Annotated in this window: 15 protein-coding genes; 4 read left to right on the plus strand and 11 right to left on the minus strand. The window is 71.7% G+C overall.

Annotated elements, in window-relative coordinates:
- Window positions 1-69 precede the first annotated feature (69 nt).
- Complete coding sequence (gene pcrA, locus AB0B01_RS03010; protein ID WP_361712221.1) at window positions 70-2,577, minus strand: DNA helicase PcrA; 2,508 nt, start codon at window positions 2,575-2,577, stop codon at window positions 70-72.
- 74 nt (window positions 2,578-2,651) lie between these two features.
- On the opposite strand from pcrA, the gene AB0B01_RS03015 reads away from it, so the two are divergent.
- Window positions 2,652-3,005 (plus strand): hypothetical protein, encoded by a 354-nt coding sequence (locus AB0B01_RS03015; RefSeq protein WP_361712223.1) that lies wholly within the window; start codon window positions 2,652-2,654, stop codon window positions 3,003-3,005.
- Window positions 3,006-3,141: 136 nt separating this feature from the next.
- Complete coding sequence (locus AB0B01_RS03020) at window positions 3,142-4,194, plus strand: NlpC/P60 family protein (protein WP_361712225.1); 1,053 nt, start codon at window positions 3,142-3,144, stop codon at window positions 4,192-4,194.
- Between the two features lie 7 nt (window positions 4,195-4,201).
- Here AB0B01_RS03020 and AB0B01_RS03025 read toward each other — a convergent pair whose 3' ends face one another.
- The 5 genes from AB0B01_RS03025 to AB0B01_RS03045 all read right to left on the minus strand — a co-directional run bounded on the left by AB0B01_RS03025 (window position 4,202) and on the right by AB0B01_RS03045 (window position 9,599).
- Window positions 4,202-5,029, minus strand: a complete 828-nt coding sequence (locus AB0B01_RS03025; RefSeq protein WP_361712227.1) for a hypothetical protein — start codon at window positions 5,027-5,029, stop codon at window positions 4,202-4,204.
- A 1-nt stretch (window position 5,030) separates the two neighbouring features.
- A complete protein-coding gene (locus AB0B01_RS03030) occupies window positions 5,031-6,299 on the minus strand; it encodes a hypothetical protein (protein ID WP_361712229.1) in 1,269 nt (422 codons plus the stop codon).
- 114 nt (window positions 6,300-6,413) lie between these two features.
- Window positions 6,414-7,526 (minus strand): alpha/beta hydrolase-fold protein, encoded by a 1,113-nt coding sequence (locus tag AB0B01_RS03035; protein ID WP_361712231.1) that lies wholly within the window; start codon window positions 7,524-7,526, stop codon window positions 6,414-6,416.
- Window positions 7,527-7,611: 85 nt separating this feature from the next.
- Window positions 7,612-8,307 carry a response regulator transcription factor gene (locus AB0B01_RS03040; RefSeq protein ID WP_361712233.1) on the minus strand — a complete coding sequence of 232 codons (696 nt, stop codon included), beginning with the start codon at window positions 8,305-8,307 and terminating at the stop codon, window positions 7,612-7,614.
- A complete protein-coding gene (locus tag AB0B01_RS03045; RefSeq protein ID WP_361712235.1) occupies window positions 8,304-9,599 on the minus strand; it encodes a PspC domain-containing protein in 1,296 nt (431 codons plus the stop codon). The genes AB0B01_RS03040 and AB0B01_RS03045 overlap by 4 nt, the downstream gene beginning before the upstream one ends.
- Window positions 9,600-9,729: 130 nt before the next feature.
- On the opposite strand from AB0B01_RS03045, the gene AB0B01_RS03050 reads away from it, so the two are divergent.
- Both AB0B01_RS03050 and AB0B01_RS03055 read left to right on the plus strand, forming a co-directional pair.
- Window positions 9,730-11,070, plus strand: coding sequence for a PspC domain-containing protein (locus AB0B01_RS03050; protein ID WP_361712237.1), 1,341 nt, complete (start codon window positions 9,730-9,732; stop codon window positions 11,068-11,070).
- The gene (locus AB0B01_RS03055; RefSeq protein WP_361712239.1) at window positions 11,057-11,281 is read left to right on the plus strand and encodes a hypothetical protein; all 225 of its coding nucleotides are present in this window, start codon (window positions 11,057-11,059) and stop codon (window positions 11,279-11,281) included. The genes AB0B01_RS03050 and AB0B01_RS03055 overlap by 14 nt, the downstream gene beginning before the upstream one ends.
- Here the strand turns inward: AB0B01_RS03055 and AB0B01_RS03060 are convergent.
- The 5 genes from AB0B01_RS03060 to AB0B01_RS03080 all read right to left on the minus strand — a co-directional run bounded on the left by AB0B01_RS03060 (window position 11,227) and on the right by AB0B01_RS03080 (window position 16,602).
- Window positions 11,227-11,691, minus strand: coding sequence for a DoxX family membrane protein (locus tag AB0B01_RS03060; RefSeq protein WP_361712280.1), 465 nt, complete (start codon window positions 11,689-11,691; stop codon window positions 11,227-11,229). The two genes, AB0B01_RS03055 and AB0B01_RS03060, sit on opposite strands and share 55 nt — an antisense overlap.
- Before the next feature lie 102 nt (window positions 11,692-11,793).
- Entirely contained in the window at window positions 11,794-13,059 is a 1,266-nt protein-coding gene (locus tag AB0B01_RS03065) for a hypothetical protein (protein ID WP_361712241.1), read from the minus strand.
- Window positions 13,060-13,161: 102 nt separating this feature from the next.
- The gene (locus AB0B01_RS03070) at window positions 13,162-13,923 is read right to left on the minus strand and encodes a class II aldolase/adducin family protein (protein WP_361712243.1); all 762 of its coding nucleotides are present in this window, start codon (window positions 13,921-13,923) and stop codon (window positions 13,162-13,164) included.
- Window positions 13,924-14,045: 122 nt separating this feature from the next.
- Complete coding sequence (guaA, locus tag AB0B01_RS03075; RefSeq protein ID WP_361712245.1) at window positions 14,046-15,641, minus strand: glutamine-hydrolyzing GMP synthase; 1,596 nt, start codon at window positions 15,639-15,641, stop codon at window positions 14,046-14,048.
- A 118-nt stretch (window positions 15,642-15,759) separates the two neighbouring features.
- Window positions 15,760-16,602, minus strand: a complete 843-nt coding sequence (locus tag AB0B01_RS03080; protein WP_361712247.1) for a helix-turn-helix transcriptional regulator — start codon at window positions 16,600-16,602, stop codon at window positions 15,760-15,762.
- Window positions 16,603-16,749: the final 147 nt, after the last annotated feature.

Raw genomic sequence — 16,749 nt, forward strand, 5'->3', positions numbered from 1 at the left:
GCACGGGCCCCGAAGGGCGCCGGGCCGAAACGGCCGCTGTCCCCCAACGGCCGTTGCCCCGAAGGACCGTTACAACTTCTGCACCGGCGCGTAGCGCAGCAGCAGGCGCTTCGGCTTGTCGTCCCCGAAGTCGATGGTGGCCTGCGCGTCCGCGCCGGCGCCCCTGACCTCCATGACCGTGCCCAGCCCGAACTGGTCGTGCGTGACCCGGTCTCCGACGGACAGGGCGACGACCGGCTTGTCGGTGGCCCGGCGCGTCGCGAACCCGGACGGCCCCGACGTGGTACGCGAGGACGACAGGAACGCCTCGGGCGAGGTGCCGAACGTGGCCCTGCCCCCGCCGGAGCCCGAACCGTAGCCGGATCCGCGCATCGGTCCGGCCGGCTTCTGCTTCGCGCCCGTGCGCTTCCACTGCAGGTACTCGGCCGGGATCTCCTCCAGGAACCGCGACGGCGGGTTGTACGAGGGGGTGCCCCACGCACTGCGCATCGCGGAGCGCGTCAGGTACAGCCGCTCCCGGGCGCGCGTGATGCCGACGTAGGCGAGGCGGCGCTCCTCCTCCAACTCCTTGGTCTGGCCCAGCGCGCGCATGTGCGGGAAGACGCCGTCCTCCATGCCGGTCAGGAAGACCACCGGGAATTCGAGGCCCTTGGCGGTGTGCAGGGTCATCAGCGTGATGACGCCCGTGCCCTCGGTGTCTTCCTCGGGGATCTGGTCGGAGTCGGCGACGAGCGCGACCTGCTCCAGGAACTCCGCGAGCGTGCCGCCCGAGGCGGCAGCCTCTGCTGTCCCGGCGTCCTCTCCGCGGGCCTGCTCGAATTCGAGCGCCACCGCGGCGAGTTCCTGGAGGTTCTCGATCCGCGTCTCGTCCTGCGGGTCGGTCGAGGCCTGGAGTTCCGCGAGGTAGCCGGTCCGCTCCAGGACCGCTTCCAGTACCACCGCCGGGCCGGCTCCGGAGTCCACGATCGTACGGAGCTCCTCCATCAGCACGTTGAACCGCTTGACCGCATTGGTCGAGCGGGCGGCCATGCCGAAGGCCTCGTCCACCCGGCGCAGCGCCTGCGGGAAGGTGATCTTCTCGCGCAGTGCGAGGGCGTCGATCATCGCTTCCGCCCGCTCGCCGATGCCGCGCTTGGGCACGTTCAGGATGCGGCGCAGCGGAACGTTGTCCTCGGGGTTGGCGAGGACGCGCAGGTAGGCGAGGACGTCGCGGACCTCCTTGCGCTCGTAGAAGCGGACGCCGCCGACGACCTTGTAGGGGAGTCCGACGCGGATGAAGATCTCCTCGAACACACGCGACTGCGCGTTGGTCCGGTAGAAGATCGCGACGTCGCCCGCCTTGGCCTCGCCCGCGTCCGTCAGCCGGTCGATCTCGTCGGCGACGAACTGGGCCTCGTCGTGCTCGGTGTCGGCGACGTAGCCGGTGATGACGGTGCCCGCGCCGGCCTGGGTCCACAGGTTCTTGGCGCGGCGGTTCTCGTTGCGCTCGATGACCGCGTTGGCCGCGGACAGGATCGTCTGCGTGGAGCGGTAGTTCTGCTCCAGCAGGATCGTCGTCGCGTCCTTGTAGTCCTCCTCGAACTGGAGGATGTTGCGGATGGTGGCGCCGCGGAAGGCGTAGATCGACTGGTCGGCGTCACCGACCACGCACAGCTCGGCGGGCGGCAGGTCGGGGTAGCCCGTCCCCACGAGTTCGCGCACGAGCGTGTACTGGGCGTGGTTGGTGTCCTGGTACTCGTCCACCAGCACGTGCCGGAAGCGGCGCCGGTAGTGCTCGGCGACGTCCGGGAACGCCTGGAGCAGGTGGACGGTGGTCATGATGATGTCGTCGAAATCGAGCGCGTTCGCCTCGCGCAGCCTGCCCTGGTACATCGCGTACGCCTGGGCGAGGGTCTTCTCGAAGCCGTCGACGGCCTGCGCCGCGAAGGCGTCCTCGTCGATCAGCTCGTTCTTCAGGTTGGAGATCTTGGCGTTGAAGGACTTGGGCGGGAACTTCTTCGGGTCCAGGTCCAGGTCGCGGCAGACGAGCGCCATGAGGCGCTTGGAGTCGGCCGCGTCGTAGATCGAGAAGGAGGAGGTGAAACCGAGCCGCTTCGACTCGCGGCGCAGGATGCGCACGCACGCACTGTGGAAGGTGGACACCCACATGGCGTTCGCCCGCGGGCCGACCAGGCCCTCGACCCGCTCCTTCATCTCTCCGGCGGCCTTGTTGGTGAAGGTGATCGCCAGGATCTGGCCGGGGTGGACGTTCCGCGCGGCCAGCAGGTGGCCGATCCGGTGGGTCAGCACCCGGGTCTTGCCGGAGCCCGCGCCGGCCACGATGAGCAGGGGGGAGCCCGCGTGGACCACGGCGGCGCGCTGCTGCTCGTTCAGCCCGTCCAGGAGGGTCGCCGGGTCGATGACGGGCTTCGGGGAGCCGTCCCGGTAGTACGCGTCGCCGCTCATGGGCACGTCGAAGCGGCCCCCGAAGAGGTCGTCGGCGCCCGGCTCCGGGGCGGCGTGCTCCTCGGGCGGCGGCGGGACCTCGTCGGAGGGGGTGAGGTCTGCCAGGAAACTGTCGTCAAAGAGGCTGCTCATCGCCTTCCGAGTTTAGGGGGCCGGACCGACACCCGGCCCCGCCCCCGGAAAATCGGCCCCGTACGCTCGAAGCCATGAGCGTACTGATCAACGTCTTCGTCGGCCTGCACATCATCGGGATCGCCTCGCTCCTCGGTGGCTTCCTGACCCAGATGAAGGCGATGGGCGCAGGTATCGCCCGCTTCGTGCCCGCGATGCTGCACGGCGCGCTGACCATGCTGGTCACCGGCGTGCTGCTGGTCGGCTTCCGCGAGATGGACGGCGGGCACGTCAACAACATCAAGATCGGCGTGAAGCTCGCCGTCCTCTTCGTGATCCTCGCCCTGGTCTACGTCAAGCGCGACGAGGAGCGGGTGGGGAAGGCGCTGTTCGGCGCGGTCGGCGGACTGACCGTGATCAATATCTTTGTCGCCGTCCTCTGGCGCTGATCCGCAACCGCCACACACGGCCGTATCCGGTCGCATCAGACCACTTGCGATCATCCCGTCATCTGCCCGTTACCTACGGGTCTAGCGTCCTCCTCCTAGCACCGAGCTCCCGAGCGAGGAAGGACGTGAGGCCCTCGTGGCCAGTCACCGAAAGCCCAGGCAGCGCCCGCTCTCCGGCGGCACCGTACGGACCGCCGCCACCCTCGCCCTCGCGGGCGCTGCCACCGCCACCGCGTTCGAAGGCACCTCGCAGGCCGACCCGCAGCAGACCCCCTCCCAGGTCAAGGCGGAGGTCGACCGGCTCTACGAGGAGGCCGAGGCCGCGACCGAGCGGTACAACGGGGCGAAGGAGAAGGCCGACGAGGCGCAGCGCGCGCTGGACGCCCTGCGCGACGAGACGGCCCGCAAGGCCGACCGGCTCAACAGCGCTCGCAGCGCCCTCGGCTCGCTGGCCGCGACCCAGTACCGCAGCGGGGGCCTGGGCCCGGCCGTACAGCTGGCGACGTCCGACGATCCGCAGGACTACCTCGACCGGGCCTCGTTCCTCACCCGGGCCGGGGACCGCAACGCCGCCGAGGTCTCCGCCGTACGCCGCCGGCTCGACGAGGTCGGGCAGCTGCGCGACAAGGCCGCCGGGCGGCTCGCCGAGCTCCGCACCCGCGAGCGCGAGATCGCCGAGGCCAAAGCCGTCATCGAGGGCAAGCTGAGCACCGCCAAGCGGCTGCTGGCCCGGCTCACGGCCGAGGAGCGCGCCGCGTACGAGGCCCGGACCGCGGGGCCGGCCCCGGCCGCCACCCCCGCGGGCCCGCACGCCGCGACCCCGGCCCCGCCTGCCGACAGCTCGCGCGCCGCCCGTGCGGTGGCCTTCGCGTACGGGGCGATCGGCAAGCCGTACGTGTGGGGCGCGACGGGACCGGGCTCCTTCGACTGCTCGGGCCTGACCCAGGCGGCCTGGCGCTCGGCCGGGGTCTCGCTGCCCCGCACCACCTACACCCAGATCAACGCGGGCCACCGGGTCTCCCGCGATCAGCTCGCCCCCGGTGACCTGGTGTTCTTCTATTCCGGTGTCACCCACGTCGGCCTGTACATCGGCAACGGCCAGATGATCCACGCCCCCCGCCCCGGCTCGACTGTCCGGGTGGCCCCGATCGACTCCATGCCCTGGGCGGGCGCGTCCCGCCCTGCGTAGTCCCGGCTCAGTCGCCGCGCTCGCCGTGGTCGCCGCGCTCGTCCCGGTCGCCGTAGCCGCCGTACGGGTCGCCGTAGCCGCCGTACGGGTCGTACGGGCCGGGGGGACAGGTGGGCAGGAAGACGTCGGGCGAGGGACAGGAGTGCTGTGGCTCCGGCGTCGTGGATGTGGAAGTCGGAGTCGGCGTGGGGGTGGGCCCCGGTGGCGGCGGCGGAGTGATGACGGCCCACACCACGTAGACCAGGATCACGACGGCCGCCAGGATCGCAGCGGCGATCAACCGCCTGCCCGGAGGGGGCCCGAACCGGGTGGACCGGGTCGGCGCGTGCCGGGGGCCTTCCCCCCCGACGCCCGGGCTCACGGCTACGGCCGATCGCAGGGGAAACGCCGGCCCGGGCTCGACCGCGAAGCCCTCCTCGTCCCCGAGGAACCGCCGGTAGACGCCGAGCGCGGTCTCCCGGCAGAAGGCCAGATCAGCCTGTTGCGGTGCGACGTCCCCGCCGCCCTCGCAGACGTACCCGTACATCAAGGCGAGGGGGCGGCCGTACTCGTCGCGTGGTGGCCGGTCGAGGGCTTCGGTTCCCGGCTCCGCGACGTCGGCCGCGGTGACCCGGTGCGTAGCGTGCACGACGGTGAGCGGGCGTCCGCCTGCGGTGACCACCTGCATGACCTGTGCCTGGTCCTCCACCGTGCTCGGTACCAGGGAATCGTCCAGCACTCCGTAGTCGCGCGCGGCGAGCAGGACGTCGGGGGCGAGCAGGGTCCGGTAGCCGTGGTAGCGGCCACGGGCGACGAGGAACGGCCACCCCCGCCGGGGGGATGAGGGGCCGGCCATGTCAGGACAGCCTGGAGTGGGGCAACTGGTCTTCCAGGACCGCGACTTTGCGGCGCATGTCCTCGATGACCCGCCGCCGCGCTTCTCGAAGGGCTTCGATGCTCTGCTCGGCCTGGCTCAGCTCCTGGTCGAGCCGGTCGTGCGACTGCTGGCGCGCCCTTCGGTGGGAGTCGAGGAAGAGGCTCATCAGGGCGTTCCCCGTCAGTGTGGCCGCGGAGGGGCCGAACGCCGCGACCACGGCCTGGCCCGCCGCCTTGCCGGCGAAGGTGCCCATGGAGGCGATCGCCTCCATCGGGGTCAGCCGGCTGCGTTGGCGCACCTCGTCGTAGAAGGCCGAGCGGGCCTCCCGGTCGAGTCGGGCTTCGACCTGGTCGAACAGGTCGGGCACCACGGCCGACAGCGGAACGTCCACGCGGGTGGGGTGCAGCGTCCCGTGAGGGACTTTGACGATCCTTCCGGTGGAGTCGACCGTCGCGAATCCCGGACCCAGCGCGCTGACGGGGATGAGGCGGACCACCCGGGTGGAGCCGTGGATCTTCACCAGCGACCGGAAGTGGTCGTTGGACGTCAACAGGTCGTGCACGAGCTCCAACCGGGTGCTCTCGTCGGGGTGCAAACCCGTCAGCAGGTCCCATTTGGTGATGACGAAGCTGACCGGGCAGGTCGCCTCGATCATGGCCGGCACCAGGGCGTCCAGGGTCTGCTCCAGACGCATCAGACCCGTGGGAACACCGTCCAGATGCTGCCGGATGTGGTTGCCGTCGATGATCCCGAGCAGCGCGTCGGCCCCGTGGATGTGCTCGAACAGGTCTTGCTGGACGGTCGATCCGGGAGCCTGCGGCTCGGTGAGGAGTTCTCCCGCGTACTCCAGGTACTTCAGCTCAAGGATGGGGCGAAATCCTTCGGGCGTACGCGTTTTGGCGATGAACGAAAAATGCCGTGATTCACCTTTCGTCGTTCCGGGCGGCCAGCTGTCCGCCGACGCGGTGTCCGCCATCTGGCTGAACCACTGGTTGAGTTGCAGGACGTCTTCGTGCGACGCGGTGAGGAAGTAGCTCTGGCCTGCCGGTGTCTGGAGCCGGTGGTACATGCTCGCCAGCAGCAGGGTCTTGCCGGAGCCCTGCAGCCCCAGTGCCACGACCTGGAACGCCGGAATGTTCTCCTCGACGACCAGGGGGCGGCTCTCGGGCTTATGGCGACGGGACGCCCACCACAACCAGATGATCCACACGAGGGCGATGACGATGACGATGATGACGGCACCCGACATGTCTCTCCGTCCCGGCGGCCGGTGACGGCTCACCACACAAACGGCATGACTTCACGGGACAACTCCATCGTCACCGATCGCCGCCACCCCTGCCAGTCGGCGGGTTCCCTCCGGCTACGGCATTTTCACTTGCGTGCTCAACCACCCGAAGGTCTGCGGCAGCTGCTTCGACCACGAGTCGAGGTTGTGGCCGCCGGCGACCTTCTCGGCGTGCACCACCGTCGGGCTCTGCGCGAGTGCCTTGAGGTCGGTGCCGGACAGGTAGCCGTCCTGTTCGGCTCCCGACATCCACAGCGCGACCGGCGGCGGCGTGGGCGCCGCCTTCAGCAGGGCCTTCAGGTTGTGGGTGCGGCGCAGCTCCGGGTCCTGGGCCACCAGCGAGCTGGGCTCCTGGCCGGGGTCGTTGTAGCCGGACAGCGAGACGGCCGCGCTGTAGCGGTCGGGGTGCAGGATCGCCAGCTTGGCGGCGCAGTACGCGCCGGCCGAGTAGCCGGCCACGCCCCAGGTGCGGGCCTCTCCGGAGGTGCGGAAGTTGTCGGTGACCATCTTGCGGACGTCGACGCTGAACCAGCTGTCGGCGTTGACCTTGCCGGTGAGGTTGGCGCAGCCGGTGTCGGCGTTGCCGAGCAGCATGGCGCGCGGCGAGACCAGGATGAACGGCTGCACCTTGCCGCTCTTCATCAGCGGCTCCAGCACCTCGTGCGCCTTGAGCCCCTGGAACCAGGACTTGCCCGTTCCGGGTATCCCCGGGATCAGCTCGACGACGGGGAACTTCTTGTCCTTGTAGGCCGGGTCGTCGTACTGCGGCGGCAGCCACACCATGACGTCGCCCTTGACCCCCGAGATCTTGCCGTCGAGCTCGGTCTTCTTGACCCGGCCGCCGAGGCCTTCCACGGGCTCGAAGTGCTGGACCACCTTCGGGGCCTCTTTGACCTGCTCGGCCTTCTTGCCGCCGAGCCCGTCCGGGCCGAGGTCGGGGGCGGCCGTGACGTACGAGCCGGTCCCGAAGAGGTCGCCCCAGCCGGCGTAGAAGTTCATGTCCCGGTTGAGTCCGAGGAAGACCAGGGCGATGGCGGTGGCCTGGGCGAAGACCAGCATCGACGCGCGCGTCGCGACGCGTACGACGGCGGGGCCGCGCACCTTGCTCCACACGGCCAGCGGCAGGACGACGGCGATCGCCGTGAGGGCGATCGCCGTCGCGAAGAGGGGGGTCCCCGTCAAGCTCATCACGCCACCCAAGAGGGCGGCGCGGCCCCCTCCGGTTGCCCCCGCCCGCTGCGGCGTGGATCACACGGGCTCGGACCCCACGGTCTCAGACCAGGCGGCGCGCCGTCGCCCAGCGGGTCAGCTCGTGCCGGTTCGACAGCTGGAGCTTGCGCAGCACGGCCGAGACGTGGGATTCGACTGTCTTCACGGAGATGAACAGCTGCTTGGCGATCTCTTTGTACGCGTACCCGCGCGCGATCAGCCGCAGCACCTCGCGCTCGCGCTGCGTGAGGCGGTCCAGGTCCTCGTCGACCGGCGGCGCGTCGGTCGAGGCGAACGCGTCGAGCACGAAGCCCGCCAGCCGCGGCGAGAACACCGCGTCCCCGTCCTGCACGCGGAAGACCGAGTCCACCAGGTCGGTCCCGGTGATGGTCTTGGTGACGTAGCCCCGGGCGCCGCCGCGGATGACGCCGATGACGTCCTCGGCGGCGTCCGACACCGACAGGGCCAGGAAGCGCACCGGCTGCTCCCCCGTCATCAGCGGGGCGCAGCGCCGCAGCACCTCGACCCCGCCGCCGCCGGGCAGGTGCACGTCGAGGAGGACCACTTCGGGCCGCGTGGCGGTGATGACGGTGACGGCCTGGTCGACGTCGGCGGCCTCCCCGACGACCTCGACGCCGGTCCGGGCCGTGTCGCCGATCTCGGCCTGGACGCCCGTGCGGAACATCCGGTGGTCGTCGACGAGCACCACCCGCGCGTGCCTGGTCGCCGCCCCTGCCCCGGTACCGGTCTCTTCGGTCATGCTGCCTTCGCCGCCCTCTCCATCTCCAGCTCGACCACCGTGCCGCCGTCGGGTGCGGGCCGCAGCACTGCGGTTCCGCCGTTGCGCTGCATCCGGCCGATGATCGATTCTCGTACGCCCATGCGGTCGTCCGGTACCGCGTCGATGTCGAAGCCCGGCCCGTGGTCCCGTACGGACACGAACACCGTCTGTCCCTCCACCTCGGCGTACACCTGCACCGCCCCTGCCTCGCCACCGTACTTGGCGGCGTTGACCATCGCCTCGCGCGCGGCCTGGATCTGTGCGCCCAGCTTCTCGTCGAGCGGGCAGTCGCCGACGACGACGACCTCGATCGGGACCCCGTGGTGGTCCTCCACCTCGGCCGCGGTCTTCTTCACCGCCTCGGCGAGGGTGGCCGGTTCCTCGGCCTCGTCCTTGCCGGTGCCCTCGGGCTTGTAGAGCCAGTTGCGCAGCTCGCGCTCCTGGGCCCGCGCGAGACGGCGTACCTCGCCCACGTCCTCCGCATTGCGCTGGATCAGGGTGAGGGTGTGCAGCACCGAGTCGTGGACGTGGGCGGCGACCTCGGCGCGCTCCTGGGCGCGGATGCGCATCAGGCGTTCCTCGGAGAGGTCCTGGGTCATCCGGATCAGCCAGGGTCCGGCGAGCAGGGCGACGCCGACGAGCACGGCGAGGGTGGCGGTCAGCACGTTCCCGAGCTGCGCGGCCGAGCCCCGTACGACGAGGAAGACGGTCAGCCCCACCCCGACCAGCGCGACGCCGGCGAGGCCCCGGGCCAGTTGCAGCCAGCGCCGGTTGCGCCCGGCGACCTCGCCCCAGTGGGCGCGGCGGGCATTGTCGGCCTGCCGCCATACGAGGACCACACCGGCGCCGACCAGCAGCGTCGGCCACACGTAGCGGCCGGACGTGCCGCCGACCTGGACCTTGGAGACGAAGATCCCCGCGCCGATGCACAGGGCGACGAGCGCGGTGATCTGCCCCTTCTCGGGTTTGCGCAGGCGCCGGCTGCCGTCGGGGAGGGTCTCGAAGAAGGGGCGGTGCGCGGTGCGGCCGCCCACCCCGAGCGGTACGAAGACCCAGAACGCGGCGTACAGCAGCACGCCGAGCCCGTCGCCCCACAGGAACAGGCCGAGGAAGGCGAGCCGGACCCAGACGACCGGCAGTCCCAGGTGCCCGGCGAGTCCGCGCGCGACTCCGCCGAGCATCCGGCCGTCGGCGCTGCGGTAGAGCCTGCGCACGGGGACGTCGTCGGACTCGGGGGGGTGCGGGGTGCGGAGGGCGGCGGCTGCGGGCATGGCACCGATGGTCACACGTGGCGGGGCCCCGGGCATCAGGGCATCCCCCCAGTTCGACCGGGGGGATATCAGGGTTGCACCAGGGTCGGGCCGGGTGCCGCGGGGCGTGGCGGCCCGTCACCATGGACCCATGACCACGCACGACTCCTCGCCGGGCGACCCGGCTGCCGGGGCTGCCGCCGCGCCCGCCGCGCCCGTCGTCGAGCGGACCGCCGAGCGCCCGCCCCTGCGCCGCAGCAAGCGCGACAAGGTCCTCGCAGGTGTGTGCGGCGGCCTCGGCCGGTACTTCGACCTGGACCCGGTGATCTTCCGGATCGTGCTCGGTGTCCTCGCGGTCACCGGCGGGGTGGGGCTGATCTTCTACGGGTTCGCGTGGCTGCTGCTGCCGGTGGACGGCGAGGAGGACAGCGAGGCGAAGAAGCTGCTGACCGGCCGGGTCGAGGGTGCCACCCTGGCCGCGGTCTTCGCGGCCCTGGTGGGCTGCGCGCTGTTCCTGTCGATGCTGGACAACGGCGGGCTCGCGGCGTTCTCCGTGCTGGTGGTCCTGGCGCTCGGCGGGGCCGCGTACTGGTCGCAGCGCCGCCGCCACGCCGGGCCCCCCGAGGCGGAACCCCAGGCCGCGCACCGCCCGGCCCCGCCGGAGACCCAGGCTCCGCCCACCGTCGCCGGCCCGTCCTGGTGGCGTGATCCGCTGGTCAAGGACGGCACCACCGGGCCGGTCGGGTCCAGCGGCTACCTGTGGGGGCCGGACGACTCGGCCGACGCGGTCGCGGCGGACACCGCGGGCGGCGGCGGCCGGGGCCGGGCGGCGCCGGCAGCCGCCGCGGCCCGCGCGCCGCGCGGCGGCATCGGCGGCCGGGTGTTCGTCCTGGCCGTGCTGGGCGGGGGCGTCGCCTGCGCCTCGGTGTGGCAGGGCAGCACCCTCTCGTACGCCCTGCAGATCGGTCTGGCCTCGGCGCTGGCCGTCTTCGGTCTCGGTCTTGCGGTCAGCTCGGTCAAGGGCCGCACCGGCTTCGGCACCGTCCTGCTGGCCCTGCTCACCGCCGGGCTGCTGGCGGTGGCGTCCGCGCTGCCCCGCGAGATCGGCACCGACTGGCACGACGTGCGGTGGCGGCCGGCCGCGGTGGCCGACGTACGGCCGGTGTACTCCTCGGGCACCGGGCTCGCCACGCTGGACCTGAGCCGGCTGGACGTGCCCAAGGGCACCACGCTGACGGTCCGCGCGACGATCGAGGCGGGCCGGCTCAAGGTGGTGGTGCCGCGGGAGGTCACCGCGCAGGCCGACGTCTCGGTCGAGCTGGGCGACATCCGGATGCCCGGGGACAGCAGCCAGGACGTACGCATCAAGAGCGACGGCGAAACCCAGCAGCAGACCCTCAAGCCGCTGCCCGGCACCGAGGCCGGCGGCACGATCGAGCTGCACCTGAGCGCGGGTGTGGGACAGGTGGAGGTGGCCCGTGCGGCGTCATGAGTTCCAGCCGGGACGGCTCCTGGCAGGCCTGGTCCTGCTGGCCGCGGGCGTGCTCTACCTGCTCGACGCGACCGGCGAGGCGGACCTGCCCTGGTTCCTGGTCGTCCCGATGGCGGCGGGCGGGCTGGCCCTCTCGGCCCTGGTGGGGATGGTGACCTACGCCGTGCGCCGCGACCGGCGCGACCGGATCAGCGAGTCCAGCGACAGATAGGGCGCCCCGGCCAGGATCAGCGGGATCCACGCCATCAGGTAGGCCAGGTCGTTGCCGTAGTAGTACGGGGACACCTGCCAGGACACCGTGAGCCACAGGCTGAGCGAGATCAGCGCCCCTCCGGTGGCCGCGACCCGGGTCAGCAGGCCCACCAGCACCCCCAGGCCCACCGCGATCTCCCCGATGGCCAGCAGCACGGCGAAGCCGACGGGAGAGAGCAGGGCCCAGTCCACGAGGACGGGGACGGCGGAGGTGTCGCGCACGCCGCGCATCAGCTCGCCGATCGAGCCGTTGCCGGAAGCGGACAGGAACCCGGAGTCGGTCAGCTTGTCCAGACCCGCGTAGACGAACGTCACGCCGAGGAAGACCCGCAGCGGCAGCAGCGCGTACCGGGCGGCCCGTTCCCGCAGCCCGGGAGTGGCTCCGCGGGCGGCATGGGCAGGGCCGCGGGGGACGTCGCCGACGTCACCGGCGGACACATCTGTTCGGTTCACGCCCCATGTGTACCCCGTTCACTCGGCCACGTCGATGGTGCAGCGGTTGGATTCCACCCCGGCAGCGGTGACCACCTGGATCTCGATGCGCCCCGGTTCCACTTCCGCCGGGACCGGCACCGTCAGCACCGCGTCGGAGGGGTTGGTGAATCCGCCCGCCACCGGGACCAGCGGCACGTGCACGTGCACCGCGCCGATGCGGACCACGAGCCGGGCCAGCATCTCCGGCGTCTGCGCGCCCGGCGGTACGAACCCCACGCCCCGGATCTCGATGTCGTCCCCCGGCCGGATCGCCGCGTCCAGATCGCCGGGCTCGCGTCTGCGGACCACCGACAGCACCAGCGGACGGGTCACCTCCGCGAACTTCGCCGCCAGGTACACGGCCGCCGACAGGGCCACCAGCAGGGCCAGCGCCCACGGCAGCCGCGGCAGCCGGTCGGGGAAGCGGGCCAGGGACACCGCCGCGAAGGCCAGCACCACGGTGGAGACCAGCACGTACTGTGCGTCGGGGAAGCTTCCCCGGCCCGCATCGTCCGTCAGCAGGTCCACCCCGCGCGGCCGGTCCGCGGGCAGCTTCTGCAACCGCTGGGCCATGATCCGGACGGCCACCACCCGGCGCACCAGGACCGCCACCGCCGAGGTCAGCGCGACCACCGCCAGCAGCGGCAGCGCCCGCCCGAGCGAGAGCCCCGCGTACAGCGCCTGCCGCTCCGGGCCCGGCGAGGAGGCGGCCAGCCGCAGCGCGGGCAGCAGCGCGGCGAACGCGGTCAGCACCACCCAGGCGCTCGGCACCGCCTTCGAGGTGGACAGCCGGTTGTCCTCCCCCACCAGCGGCGCCAGCAGCCCGCCGCGCAGCGACTGGGCCCGGGCGGCGACGGTCAGCAGCACGGCCAGGACCACCGCGGCCAGCAGCCCGGCGGTGCGGGTGGTGGACCAGCCGGTGCCGAGCGCGGTGCCGACCTGCACCAGCAGCAGCATCCCGGCGGCGATCCACACGGCGAGGACGGCCCGTCGCGAGAACAGGTACAGCCAGGAGTTGCCGGCCTCCCTGCCCCGGTCGGCCACCGTACGGGCCGACAGGGTCAGCTCGTCGGAGACCCACTGCCGGGACGCGCCCGCGGAGCGGGCCACAGCGGCCGGCAGCCCCTGCCCGGCGGCGAACTCGTCCCGCTTCTCCAGGAACGCGGCGACCGCGCGCCGGTGCCCCTCCTGTGCGCCGTGCGGGCAGTCGTCGCAGGTGCAGGAGCCGCCGTGGGTGCTTCGGGACATCTCTTGGACAGCCACGTGCGTGCCGCCTCTCTGAACTTCGGTGCGATGCCAGCGAATTGTGCACCACTGGGGCAGTGCTCCGGATTGCGCACGATGTCAGAGCAGGTGATTAACGGTTCATGATGTTGACGCCACCTGCCGGGACAGCGGCTGGTAGTTGACCCACGCGGCGAGATCGGTCCCGAACCGCTCCCGCGCGGCGGCCGCCCCGCGGTGGTCGATCAGCGCCGGCTTCCCTGCGGCCCGAGCGATCAGCTGCACCTGCGCGGCGCGCTCCGCCGCGACGAACCACCAGGCGGCCGCGTCCACCGAGTCCCCGACGGTCAGCAGCCCGTGGTGGCGCAGGACCAGCGCCTTGTACGGGCCGAGCGCCCGGGCGATCCGGTCGGCGTCCTCGGCTGCGGCGTACCCGTCCAGGAGGGCGTGGTCCTCGTAGAAGGCGCAGGCCTGCGGGCTGACCGGGGCGAGCAGCTCGCCGAGCGCGGCCAGTGCCCGGCCGTAGGGGCCGTACGTGCGCACCACGGCCACCGCCCGGGGGCGGGCCCGGTGCACGGCCGCGTGCACGGCGAAGGCGAGCCCGTTGACCCGCCGCTCTCCGTGCAGCACCCGCCCGTCCCCGTCGACCAGGAGCAGGTCCTCGGCGGCCAGGGCGCCGAAGGGCTGCCCGAAGGGGTTCACCCAGTAGCAGTCCTCGAACTCCGGGTCGCGGGCGCTGACGTGCCCGTCCACCCCGTCCTCGTACCCCAGCCGACCCAGCAGCCGCAGCGCCAGCGCGAGGCGCTCCTTGCGGTACGCGCGCTCCTCGGCGGGGTCCTCGTGCACCGGCGGCAGCTCGAAACCCAGCCGCTCCACGGGCACGGGTGCGGGTCGCTCGGCCATGATCCCTCCTTCGGTCGCGGCGCAAGGTACCGGCGCGCGCCCGAAGTGGCCATACACGCGGCGAAGCCGCCGCTCCCCTGCCCGGGAGCGGCGGCTTCGTCAGCTGCGGTGAGCGGGGAGTCCTACTCCCACTCGATGGTGCCCGGGGGCTTGCTCGTGCAGTCCAGGACCACGCGGTTGACGTCCTTGACCTCGTTGGTGATGCGGGTGGAGATCCGCGCGAGCACCTCGTACGGCATGCGCGTCCAGTCCGCCGTCATCGCGTCCTCGGAGGACACCGGGCGCAGCACGATCGGGTGGCCGTAGGTGCGGCCGTCGCCCTGCACGCCGACGCTGCGGACGTCTGCGAGGAGCACGACCGGGCACTGCCAGATCTCGCGGTCCAGGCCGGCCGCGGTGAGCTCGTGGCGGGCGATGGCGTCGGCCTCGCGCAGCAGGTCCAGGCGCTCCTTGGTGACCTCGCCGACGATGCGGATGCCGAGGCCGGGGCCCGGGAAGGGCTGGCGCTGGACGATCTCGTCCGGGAGGCCGAGCTCTTGGCCGACCATCCGGACCTCGTCCTTGAACAGCTGGCGCAGCGGCTCGATGAGCTCGAACTCGATGTCCTCGGGGAGGCCGCCCACGTTGTGGTGGGACTTGATGTTCGCGGTGCCGGTGCCGCCGCCGGACTCGACGACGTCCGGGTAGAGGGTGCCCTGCACCAGGAAGGCCACGTCCGGGCCGCCCTCGGCCTCGGCGATGATCTCGGCCTGGGCCTGCTCGAAGACGCGGATGAACTCGCGGCCGATGATCTTCCGCTTGGTCTCGGGGTCGGAGACGCCGGCGAGCGCGTTCAGGAAGCGCTCCTGCGCGTCGACGACCTTCAGCTGCACGCCGGTCGCGGCGACGAAGTCCTTCTCGACCTGCTCGGTCTCGCCCTTGCGCATCAGGCCGTGGTCCACGTACACGCAGGTCAGCTGCGGGCCGATGGCCTTCTGTACGAGGGCCGCGGCGACCGCGGAGTCCACGCCGCCGGAGAGGCCGCAGATGGCGCGCTTGTCGCCGACCTGCTGGCGGATGGCCTCGATCTGCTCCTCGACGATGTTGCCGGTGGTCCAGGTCGGGGCCAGGCCGGCGCCGCGGTAGAGGAAGTGCTCCAGCACCTGCTGGCCGTGCGTGGAGTGCATCACCTCGGGGTGGTACTGCACGCCGTACAGCTTCTTCTCGTCGTTCTCGAAGGCCGCGACCGGGACGACGTTCGTCGACGCGGTGACGGTGAAGCCCTCCGGGGCGGCGGAGCAGGCGTCGCCATGCGACATCCACACCGACTGGTTCTCGGGGGTGCCCTCGAAGAGGGTGGAGCCCGACTTGGAGACGGCGAGCGGCGTACGGCCGTACTCGCGGGCACCGGTGTTGTCGACGGTGCCGCCGAGGGCCGTCGCCATCAGCTGGAAGCCGTAGCACATGCCGAAGACGGGGACGCCGGCCTCGAAGATCGCGCGGTCGAGCTGCGGGGCGCCCTCTTCGTAGACGGAGGACGGGCCGCCGGAGAGGATGATCGCCTTGGGGTCCTTGGCCAGCATCTCGGCCACGGGCATCGTGCTGGGCACGATCTCGCTGTAGACCCGTGCCTCGCGGACGCGGCGGGCGATGAGCTGGGCGTACTGGGCGCCGAAGTCGACGACGAGAACCGTGTCCGGGGCGGCGCTGTCGTGGGCGGCGGAGGGTGCTTCTGGCACGGGGGCGGCCTTCCGGCGGAAGAGGGTGGCTGTTTTGTCGATTCTACCGGTGGCGGCGGAGGCCGCTTTGTCGCACCATCCGAGACCCACGCCACCGTGACAGGACGCGACGCTACGGTCACAGCGCCCGGCGCGCGGCACTGATCACCCGCTGGGCGTCGGCCCCGTGGACGGCGGACGCGCGGAGCGCGTTCCAGGCCCGGTCGTAGGTTGCGATGCTGTCGGCGTCATCGAGCCACAGCTCCGCATGCCAGTCCTCCACGACCACGAGCCGCTCGTCGTAGATCCAGAAACCGTTGCCCGGGTGGATCTTCAAAGGGTTCGAGAACGGAATGATGCCCAGCTCGACCGTGTCGAGGCCGATGACGCTCAGCAGCCTGTCGAGCTGCGCCGCGAGGACCGACGGGGGACACACCAGGGCGTGCAGCGCCCCCTCCCACATCATGATCTGGTGCCGCTTACCGGAGTCGTACAGCGCTTCCTGGCGACGTACCCGCGCGCGCACCGCGTCCTCGGTGTCCCGGGGCGACTGCATGAGTTCGGCGTGCCGGGTGAAAACGGCCCGGGCGTAGTCGGCGGTCTGGAGCATGCCCGCGACGAGGCAGTTCTCCCAGATGCGCAAGGTGGTGGTACGGGCGTGCTCGGCGGTGATCGCGTCCTGCACCGGGCGATGTCCGGAGGCCAGTTGGCGGCGCCACGAGCGGATGTGGGATTCGAAGCCCTTGAGCCGCGCATGCAGTTCATCGGCGACATCCGGGCTGCCGGTCGCTTCCGCCCAGGCCCGCAGGTCGTCGGCCGTCGCGGTCTGCCGCCCGTTCTCCAGTTTGTAGACCTTGGAGTGCGTCCAGCCGAGCAGCTCCGCCAGCTGTGTACCGGTGAGCCGACCCGCAGGGCCCGAGACCCGCAGGTCCCGAAGCCTGGCCCCGAGCGCGGCCCGCGCCTTCTGAAAGTCCGTGCTCACCGGTCACACGCTACTTATGGCCCGGCTAGGCAGTTTCGTTTGGATCAGTTGATCGTTGGTCCGGGTGTGCCGTTGACTGATGCGCAGTGGGCGCGGATCGAGCCGTTGCTTCCGGACCGGACGCCCAAGCGGGGTGGCCGTTGGCGG

The sequence above is a fragment of the Streptomyces sp. NPDC044571 genome (assembly GCF_040647115.1).
Lineage (GTDB): Bacteria > Actinomycetota > Actinomycetes > Streptomycetales > Streptomycetaceae > Streptomyces.